This window comes from Actinomadura sp. NTSP31 (assembly GCF_041951385.1).
Lineage (GTDB): Bacteria > Actinomycetota > Actinomycetes > Streptosporangiales > Streptosporangiaceae > Spirillospora > Spirillospora napierensis.
On the sequence record NZ_JBGNUT010000065.1, the window covers coordinates 1 to 8,134 of the forward strand.

The window sequence follows — 8,134 nt, forward strand, 5'->3', positions numbered from 1 at the left end:
CTTTCGCTCAGCCCTTCACCAGGTCCTGGTAGTCGGCGTGCTTGTCGATCCACTTCTTGATGAACGGGCAGAGCGGCACGACCGGCTCGCCCTTGGCCCGGACGTCGTCCAGCGCCCCCCTGGCCAGGGAGCTCCCGACGCCCTTGCCCTCGAAGGCGGGGACGACCTCGGTGTGGGTGAACACGACCGCGCCGTCGCGGCGCTCGTACTCGGCGAATCCGGCGAGGTCGCCGTCCACCCGGATCTCGTAGCGGCCCTGCCCGGCGTTGTCGGTGATCTCGGTGCTCATGCCCCGATCATGCCCCACGCGCGGCGAATCAGCCCGCCTCGTGGCCGGCGTGCAGGAGGCAGTAGGTCACGGCCTCTTCGAGGGCCTGCCAGGACGCGGCGATGACGTTGTCCTCGACGCCGACCGTCCCCCATTCGCGCTCGCCGTCGGCGGACTCGATCAGCACCCGGGTGCGGGCGTCGGTGCCGTGCGCGCCCTCCAGGATGCGGACCTTGTAGTCGACGAGCTCCAGCCGCGCCAGTTCGGGGTAGAGGCGGCCGAGCGCGATGCGCAGCGCGTTGTCGAGGGCGTTGACGGGGCCGTTGCCCTCGCCGGTCGCGATGATCCGCTCGCCCTTGGCGTGCAGCTTGACGGTGGCCTCGCTGACCATGGAGCCGTCCGGGCGGCGCTCCACGATGGACCGCCACGACTCGACCTCGAAGTGGCGCTGCCGGACGCCGGTCAGCTCCTCGCGCAGCAGCAGCTCGAACGAGGCGTCCGCGGCCTCGAAGGTGTAGCCGGTGGACTCCAGCTCCTTGACCTTGTCCACGACGGCCTTGGCCTTGTCGCCGGACAGGTCGTAGCCGAGCTCGCGGCCCTTCAGCTCGACGGACGCGCGGCCGGCCATGCTGGAGACCAGCATCCGCATGTCGTTGCCGACGGTCGCCGGGTCGATGTGCTGGTAGAGGTCCGGGTCGACCTTGACGGCGGAGGCGTGCAGCCCCGCCTTGTGCGCGAACGCCGACAGGCCCACGTAGGGCTGCTGGGAACTCGGCGCGACGTTGGTGACCTCGGAGACCGCGTGCGCGATCCGGGTCATCTCGGCCAGCTGCCCGTCCGAGACCAGGTTCATCCCCCGCTTGAGCTGCAGGTTCCCGATGACGGTGAACAGGTTGGCGTTGCCGCTGCGCTCGCCGTAGCCGTTCGCGCAGCCCTGCACGTGGGTGGCGCCGGCCTTGACGGCGGCGAGCGAGTTGGCGACCGCGCAGCCGGAGTCGTCATGGCAGTGGATGCCGACGCGGACGCCGAGCCCGACGACCTCGTCGACGACGTCGGCCAGCTCGTCCGGCAGCATGCCGCCGTTGGTGTCGCAGAGCGCGACGACGTCCGCGCCCGCCTCGGCGGCGGTGCGGACGGCCTCCAGCGCGTAGGCGCGGTTGGCCTTGTAGCCGTCGAAGAAGTGCTCGGCGTCCAGGAAGACTCGTTGGCCCTCCGCACGCAGGTGGGAGACCGTGTCGCGGATCATCGCGAGGTTCTCCTCCAGGGTCGTGCGGAGGGCCAGCTCGACGTGCCTGTCGTGACTCTTGGCGACCAGGGTCACGACGGACGCGCCGGATTCGCGCAGGGCGGCGACCTGGGGGTCGTCGGCCGCCTTCACCCCGGCCCGGCGGGTCGCGCCGAACGCGGTGAGCCGCGCGTGCCTCAGGCCGAGCTCTGTTCGAGCCCGCCTGAAGAATTCGGTGTCCTTGGGATTGGCTCCGGGCCAGCCGCCCTCGATGAAGCCGACGCCCAGGTCGTCGAGGTGGCGCGCGACGGCGAGCTTGTCGGTGACGGAGAGGTTCAGCCCCTCCTGCTGCGAGCCGTCGCGGAGCGTGGTGTCGTAGACGTGGAAGTCGTCGCCTTGCATGGTTCCCCCAGGGATGGGTGATCAGCGCCAGGACACAAAAAAGACCCCTCACGGACGTGAGAGGTCTGCGCGCCGGCGTTGTCCCGTTAGTTGCCGGCGCGCCAGCCGATAATGACGAGGCTGTGGCGCATGATGCGGCCAGTCTGCCACACCCTCCCACATGCCTGGACACCTGTCTCGAATGCTGAGACGGACGCCACGCCGGGCCCCCGAGCCCGGTTGGAACCGGCCTGTCACGCCCACGTCGCGAACATCGATCTATTTCACGTCATCAGGGTGCATTGGAGGACGGAAAACGTGGACCCAAGGTTAAGTAAGGTTTTCGTCGCGTAAATGCGCTTGCGCATTGCCCGGCGAATGACCGAGGATCGCGCTGTCCGCCGGAGGAGGGGATTTCCGATGAGCGGTGAACCGGTTCGCGGAACGGTCGCGTCCTGGGACGACGAGAGCGGCTGGGGGGTGCTGGTCTCGCCGGACGTCCCGGGCGAGATCTGGGCGCACTTCTCCGCCGTGCGCACCGCGCCGGGCGGCTTCGCCTCCCTCGATCCCGGTGAGGACGTGCTGTTCACCTGGGAGGAAGCCGAGCAGGACGGCTACGCCTACCGCGCGCTGGACGTGCGGCGGGCCGGCCTGAGCTGAGGACCCCGGCGGCGGACCCAGCCACGGCCGCCCGCCGGCTCCGGCGGGCGGCGACCATTTCCGAAGGGAATGCCTGGAATGCGCATGCACAGTTTCGGCCGGACGGCCCTGATCACCGGAACGGCCCTGACAATGGCGCTCGGCACCGTGTCCGCCGCGTCCGCCGCGCCTGCCGCCGGCCGTCCGGAGCGCTCCTCCGCGACGCGCGCGGCCCATTACTTCGTGTTCACGAAAAGCCATCAGGGATTCGCGTACCGGGACCGGATCGGCGCGTTCCACGCGCAGGTGAGGCTCACCGGGCGGTACTCCCGGCAGTACCCGATGCCGTGGTCGTTCCAGATCACGAGCAAGAAGCTGCGGGCGATCGCGCGGGGCCGGGCGGTCTGCACCGCCACCGGCCTGAACGGCCACTACCACGACCGGCACGTGATCCCCGTCGGCTACGTCTGGCACTCCACGGTGAAGCCGCACCGCGTCCGCAAGGTCTACGCGCTCTCGGGCACCTGCACCTTCCCGGTGCAGGTCGACGGCAGGCCCGGGCGGGCCTACGTCGGGTTCGCGTTCCACTACGCGATCAACCCGGACTCGCGCGGGGCGAGCCCGAAGACCGCCGGGTCCGCGGTCACCACCACCGTGCGCTTCGGCCGCTGACGCGGCCGGACACGACCGCGCCCGATGGCGCGCACCCGGGGACGGGCGCGCCATCGGGCGCCTCCACGCTCAGACGATCTTGTGGACCCAGCCGTACGGGTCGGGCCGGGTGCCGTACTGGATGCCGACCAGCTCCTGGCGCAGCCGCATGGAGATCTCGCCGGGCTCGCCGTCGCCGATCGTCCACTCCCGGTCGTTGCCCTTGACGCGGCCGACCGGGCTGATGATCGCGGCGGTGCCGCAGCCGAACACCTCGGTGATCTCGCCGGACGCGCAGCCGGCCTGCCACTCGTCGATGCTGATCTTGCCCTCCTCGGCGGGAATGCCGAGGTCGGGGGCCAGCTTCAGCATGGAGTCGCGGGTGACGCCGGCGAGGAGCGTGCCGGTGAGCGCGGGGGTGAGCAGCCGGGCCCGCGAGCCGGACCCGTAGACGAACATCAGGTTCATCGAGCCGACCTCCTCGACCCAGCGGTGCTCCACCGCGTCGAGCCAGACGACCTGGTCGCAGCCCTGCTGGACGGCCTCGGCCTGGCCGGCGAAGGACGCGGCGTAGTTGCCGCCGAACTTGGCCTCGCCGGTGCCGCCGGGCGCCGCGCGGGTGTAGTCCTGCGACAGCCACACCGAGACCGGCTTGATCCCGCGCGGGTAGTACAGCCCGGACGGGGAGGCGATGACCATGAACAGGAACTCGTTCGCCGGGCTGTTCACGCCGAGCGCGCGGGTGGTGGCGAACATGAACGGCCGCAGGTAGAGGCTGTGCCCCTCGGAGTCGGGGACCCACTCCTTGTCGGTGCGGACGAGCAGCTCGACGGCGTCGACGAACAGCTGCTCGGGGATCTCCGGCATGGCCATCCGCCTGGCGGAGCGGTTCATCCGGGCCGCGTTCATGTACGGCCTGAAGGTGACGATCGAGCCGTCCGGCTGCTTGTAGGCCTTGAGGCCCTCGAACAGCTCCTGGGCGTAGTGGAACACCTGGCTGGCCGGGTCCATCGGGATCGGCCCGTAGGGCTCGAGCCTGGCGTCGTGCCAGCCGCGGTCCGCCGAGTACCGGATGGTGACCATGTGGTCGGTGAAGTACCGGCCGAAGCCCGGATCGGCCAGGACGCGCTCGCGCTCGGCGGCCGTCGCGGGCCGCTCGGTCAGCGTGGTCTCGAAGTCCAGGGTGTCGCTCATCGCCGTTCGTCCTCTCCCGATCGCCGGTGCGGCTCCCTTGCCGCTGCGGCGTCCTTAGTCCCTATTGTCGTACTTCGTTCTTTGCCCCCACTCCTCGCACGCGGCGCATACGGAAAACCGGGCGCGCCGCGAGGCGCGCCCGGAGTGTCCCTGCTCGTAGCCGGAGAGGCGCGCCCTCAGCCCGATACTCGCTTGGCGATCGCGTCGCCGATCTGGGCGGTCGACCGCGTCCCGAGCGCGCCGCGCTCGGCCAGGTCGTCGGAGACGGCCTGCTCGACGCGGCGGGCGGCCTCGCCCGCGCCGATGTGGTCGAGCAGCATCGCGACCGACAGGATCGTGGCGGTCGGGTCGGCCTTGCCCTGCCCCGCGATGTCGGGCGCGCTGCCGTGCACCGGCTCGAACATCGACGGCGCCGTCCGGTCGGGGTTGACGTTGCCGGACGCGGCGAGCCCGATGCCGCCGGCGATCGCGGCGCCGATGTCGGTGATGATGTCGCCGAACAGGTTGTCGGTGACCACGACGTCGAAGCGCTGCGGCTGGCCGACGAAGAACATGGTGGCCGCGTCGACGTGGCAGTAGTCGGTGCTGACCTGCGGGTACTCCGCGCCAACCCGCTTCAGCGTGCGCTGGTAGAGATCACCGGCGAAGGTGAGGACGTTGTCCTTGTGGACCAGCGTGAGCTTCTTGCGGGGGCGCGAGGCCGCGACCTCGAACGCGTATCGGACGACCCGCTCGACGCCGAAGGCGGTGTTGACGCTCTCCTGTGTGGCGACCTCGTGCGGGGTGCCCTTGCGCAGGACGCCGCCGACGCCGGTGTACGGGCCCTCGGTGCCCTCGCGGACGACGACCATGTCGATGTCGTCCGGCGTGACGCCGGCGAGGGGGGTCGTCACGCCCGGGAACAGCTTCACCGGGCGGAGGTTGACGTAGTGGTCGAGCTCGAAGCGGGTCCGCAGCAGCAGCCCGCGCTCCAGCGTCCCGCTCGGCACGCTCGGGTCGCCGACCGCGCCCAGCAGGATGACGTCCTGGCCGCGCAGCTCCTCGAGCACCGAGTCGGGCAGCGTCTCCCCGGTCCGGTGCCAGCGGGCGGCGCCCAGGTCGTAGGAGGTCTGCTCGAACGCGAGGTCGCTGGACGGGGCGACGGCCTCGAGGACCTTCAGTCCCTCGGCGACCACCTCGGGGCCGATCCCGTCACCGGGGATGACGGCCAGACGAATGCTGCGGGAAGCCATGCGCGTACTGTACTGCAAACGTCTCACTGCTTGGGCTTTCGTCTCATATCCCGGTACGCGGGTCTCGCCGCCGGCGGCCCGGGCGTCACCTTTGTCACTCTTCGCGGGGTTGACGGGCCGGAGGGGAGAGGAGACGCTCTCCTCGACAAGTTCACATCGAGGCGACGGTGCGCAGGAACCTGGTGCGAATCCAGGACGGTCCCGCCACTGTGACCAGGGAGTCTCCCCCGCTCGACGACCACGGCCGGCGCACGCCGGCGGGAAGGTCGGAGGGAGACGGCGATCTGGGAGTCAGGACACTGACCCGTCGTCCTCCCGCAACCGGGGCGAGTGCACCCCGTGAGGAGAACCCGACATGGCCGAGTCCGCCGTACCGTCCGCCGCGTCCCCGCAGGCAGAGCCGTCCCCCGCGCCGCTGCGCCTGCCGATCCGCGACATCGTCCCGTGGGCGGTGCTCGCCGTGGTGCTGGCCGCGGTCCTGATCTACTTCGTCGGCGCCGAACAGGGCGCGACGTCGCTCTTCGGCGGCACCTGGGTGCACGAGTTCACCCACGACGGCCGGCACCTGCTCGGCTTCCCCTGCCACTAGGCCCGGGGGATTCACGAGCCGATGATGAGAACACTGCTGGTCCGCGGGATGCTCGCGGGCCTGGCCGCTGCCGCCCTCGCGCTGGTCGTCGCCTGGCTGTACGGGGAACCGCAGGTCGGGCACGCCATCGCCTTCGAGGAGGCGAGGGCGCACGCCGGGCACGCCGGGCACGAACCGGAGGTCGTCGGCCGCGGCGTCCAGAAGACCGCCGGCCTGATCACCGCGATGGCCGTGTACGGGGTGGCGCTCGGCGGGCTGTTCTCGATCGCGTTCGCCTTCGCGTCCGGGCGGCTCGGACGGCTCGGCGCCCGCGCCACCGCCGCCCTGGTCGCCCTCGCCGGGTTCGTGGCGATCGAGCTGGTGCCGTTCCTGAAGTACCCGGCGACGCCCCCGGCGGTCGGCAACCCGACCACCATCGGCGGCCGGACGGCGCTGTACTTCTGCATGATGGCGCTGGGGGTGCTGGCGACGACCGCGGCGGTGATCGTGTGCCGCCGCCTCGTCCCCCGGCTCGGCGCATGGAACGCGGCCACGGTGACCGCGGTCGGCTACGCCGTCCTGCTGGCGGTCGTGTACCGGCTCACGCCGGAGCCCGACGCGATCCCGGAGCACTTCCCCGCGACGGTCCTGTGGAACTTCCGGATCGCCTCCCTGGGCGTCCAGCTCGTCCTGTGGGCCGCGATCGGGCTGCTGTTCGGCTACCTGACGGAACGGGCGGGCGCCCGCCGCCGATCCCTCGCCTCCGTCTAACGGGCGCGACCGGGCGCCCGGCGGAGGCCGCAGTCCCCGCACAGCTCCCCGCCGGGCGGGACGCGGTAGTACAGGCAGCAGTTGCGGCGGACGAATCCGCGCGGGCCGAACGCCCCCGCTCCCGCGAGCGGGGGCCGGGCCAGCAGTTCGCGGACGAGGGCGCCGCGGAAGGGGTCGCGCGGGCCGACGTTCAGGCCGCCGACGAGAGCGGAGGCCGCGTTCCCCCAGAGCAGGCCGTCCGCGAGGCGGGAGACGGCCCGCATCGTGGCGCGCAGCGGCTCCAACTGGCCGGTGACGACCGCGTCGTGGACGAGCTCGGCGGCCTCGGCCGGGCCGTCGGCGCGCCACCCGCGAGGGTCGGCGAGCCAGAGGGCGATGGGCGCGCCCGGCGCCCATCGCCAGTGCAGGCCGGACAGGTCGGGGACGACCCCGTGCACCGCCGCCGCGACGACCGGCGAAAACAGCCGCGACGCGAGGCCCTGGAACAGGATGGACGCCGCGACACGCCGTTCACCGGTGCCGAGCCGCTCGGCGTAGCGGTCGGTGAGCTCCGCGAGCCGGACGGGGTCGCGCTCGGGCAGCGGCCGCCACGTCGGATCGGCCTTCTCGGCCGGATCGGTGGCGATCGCGAAGTACGGCCCGAGGCGCCCGGCGGCGCGCAGGGCCCGCGCGACGTCCTCGGTCCCGGCGGGCAGGGGCGGCGGCATGGGCTTCACCCTGCCATGCCGCCGGTTCCGTGCCGACCGGAGGGCCGTGCCGACCGGAGGGCCGTGCCGACCGGAGGGCCGTGCCGATCAGCGGGCTACCGGGAGGGGTGGCCGCCGTTGTCGCGGCGGTCCAGGGCCGTCTGCAGGGCCCGGGCCGCCTCCTCGGCGGCGTCGTCGGCGGGCGCGTTGGTCCAGGTGGTGTCGTTCATGATCGCTCCGAATCGCTGAGGCTGGTGCCGGAGGGCCGCCGGACGCGCGGTTCGCGCGGGTCCGGGCGCGGGATCGGGCTCATGGCCGGGCGGAACCTCCGCAGCGGTGCCGGCCTGCCGATGTCAGGCCCCGCTGCGGCAGCGAAGGATTACCGCGAAACGCCGCATGATTACCGTCCACGCTACCCGCCGTCCGGGCGGCTGTCCCGACCCGTGGCGTAAAATCTCAACATATGAGACGCGACTCGGCTCTTGACATGCCGCGGGCGGGCGCCGGCGCGATCGCCGG

At 71.9% G+C, this 8,134-nt stretch carries 9 protein-coding genes and 1 riboswitch; of the genes, 4 read left to right on the forward strand and 5 right to left on the reverse strand.

Annotated elements, in window-relative coordinates; genetic code table 11:
• Positions 1-7 precede the first annotated feature (7 nt).
• Positions 8-289 (reverse strand): GNAT family N-acetyltransferase, encoded by a 282-nt coding sequence (locus ACA514_RS48125; protein ID WP_375048268.1) that lies wholly within the window; start codon positions 287-289, stop codon positions 8-10.
• 28 nt (positions 290-317) lie between these two features.
• Positions 318-1,895, reverse strand: coding sequence for a citramalate synthase (cimA, locus tag ACA514_RS48130; protein WP_375048269.1), 1,578 nt, complete (start codon positions 1,893-1,895; stop codon positions 318-320).
• A 399-nt stretch (positions 1,896-2,294) separates the two neighbouring features.
• Here cimA and ACA514_RS48135 point away from each other — a divergent pair, with 399 nt between their 5' ends.
• Complete coding sequence (locus tag ACA514_RS48135; protein WP_375048270.1) at positions 2,295-2,534, forward strand: cold-shock protein; 240 nt, start codon at positions 2,295-2,297, stop codon at positions 2,532-2,534.
• A 78-nt stretch (positions 2,535-2,612) separates the two neighbouring features.
• Complete coding sequence (locus ACA514_RS48140; protein WP_375048271.1) at positions 2,613-3,185, forward strand: hypothetical protein; 573 nt, start codon at positions 2,613-2,615, stop codon at positions 3,183-3,185.
• A 69-nt stretch (positions 3,186-3,254) separates the two neighbouring features.
• Here ACA514_RS48140 and ACA514_RS48145 read toward each other — a convergent pair whose 3' ends face one another.
• The gene (locus tag ACA514_RS48145) at positions 3,255-4,358 is read right to left on the reverse strand and encodes a branched-chain amino acid aminotransferase (RefSeq protein ID WP_375048272.1); all 1,104 of its coding nucleotides are present in this window, start codon (positions 4,356-4,358) and stop codon (positions 3,255-3,257) included.
• Positions 4,359-4,534: 176 nt separating this feature from the next.
• Positions 4,535-5,590 carry a 3-isopropylmalate dehydrogenase gene (locus ACA514_RS48150; RefSeq protein ID WP_375048273.1) on the reverse strand — a complete coding sequence of 352 codons (1,056 nt, stop codon included), beginning with the start codon at positions 5,588-5,590 and terminating at the stop codon, positions 4,535-4,537.
• A 130-nt stretch (positions 5,591-5,720) separates the two neighbouring features.
• Positions 5,721-5,913: riboswitch (cobalamin riboswitch) on the forward strand.
• Between the two features lie 32 nt (positions 5,914-5,945).
• On the opposite strand from ACA514_RS48150, the gene ACA514_RS48155 reads away from it, so the two are divergent.
• Together ACA514_RS48155 and ACA514_RS48160 are read left to right on the forward strand one after the other, a co-directional pair.
• Positions 5,946-6,179, forward strand: coding sequence for a CbtB-domain containing protein (locus ACA514_RS48155; protein WP_375048274.1), 234 nt, complete (start codon positions 5,946-5,948; stop codon positions 6,177-6,179).
• A gap of 21 nt (positions 6,180-6,200) precedes the next feature.
• Positions 6,201-6,929, forward strand: coding sequence for a CbtA family protein (locus tag ACA514_RS48160; protein ID WP_375048275.1), 729 nt, complete (start codon positions 6,201-6,203; stop codon positions 6,927-6,929).
• Here ACA514_RS48160 and ACA514_RS48165 read toward each other — a convergent pair.
• On the reverse strand, positions 6,926-7,636 hold the full coding sequence (locus ACA514_RS48165) for a (2Fe-2S)-binding protein (RefSeq protein ID WP_375048277.1): 711 nt from the start codon (positions 7,634-7,636) through the stop codon (positions 6,926-6,928). The genes ACA514_RS48160 and ACA514_RS48165 overlap by 4 nt on opposite strands.
• Between the last annotated feature and the right edge of the window lie 498 nt (positions 7,637-8,134).

Excerpts from the sequence above, each read along its gene's own strand:
- ACA514_RS48140 (WP_375048271.1), top strand. The coding sequence starts at position 2,613 with ATGCGCATGCACAGTTTCGGCCGGACGGCCCTGATCACCGGAACGGCC.
- ACA514_RS48160 (WP_375048275.1), top strand. The coding sequence starts at position 6,201 with ATGATGAGAACACTGCTGGTCCGCGGGATGCTCGCGGGCCTGGCCGCT.
- ACA514_RS48145 (WP_375048272.1), bottom strand. The coding sequence starts at position 4,358 with ATGAGCGACACCCTGGACTTCGAGACCACGCTGACCGAGCGGCCCGCG.
- ACA514_RS48125 (WP_375048268.1), bottom strand. The coding sequence starts at position 289 with ATGAGCACCGAGATCACCGACAACGCCGGGCAGGGCCGCTACGAGATC.
- ACA514_RS48155 (WP_375048274.1), top strand. The coding sequence starts at position 5,946 with ATGGCCGAGTCCGCCGTACCGTCCGCCGCGTCCCCGCAGGCAGAGCCG.
- cimA (WP_375048269.1), bottom strand. The coding sequence starts at position 1,895 with ATGCAAGGCGACGACTTCCACGTCTACGACACCACGCTCCGCGACGGC.
- ACA514_RS48165 (WP_375048277.1), bottom strand. The coding sequence starts at position 7,636 with ATGCCGCCGCCCCTGCCCGCCGGGACCGAGGACGTCGCGCGGGCCCTG.
- ACA514_RS48135 (WP_375048270.1), top strand. The coding sequence starts at position 2,295 with ATGAGCGGTGAACCGGTTCGCGGAACGGTCGCGTCCTGGGACGACGAG.
- ACA514_RS48150 (WP_375048273.1), bottom strand. The coding sequence starts at position 5,590 with ATGGCTTCCCGCAGCATTCGTCTGGCCGTCATCCCCGGTGACGGGATC.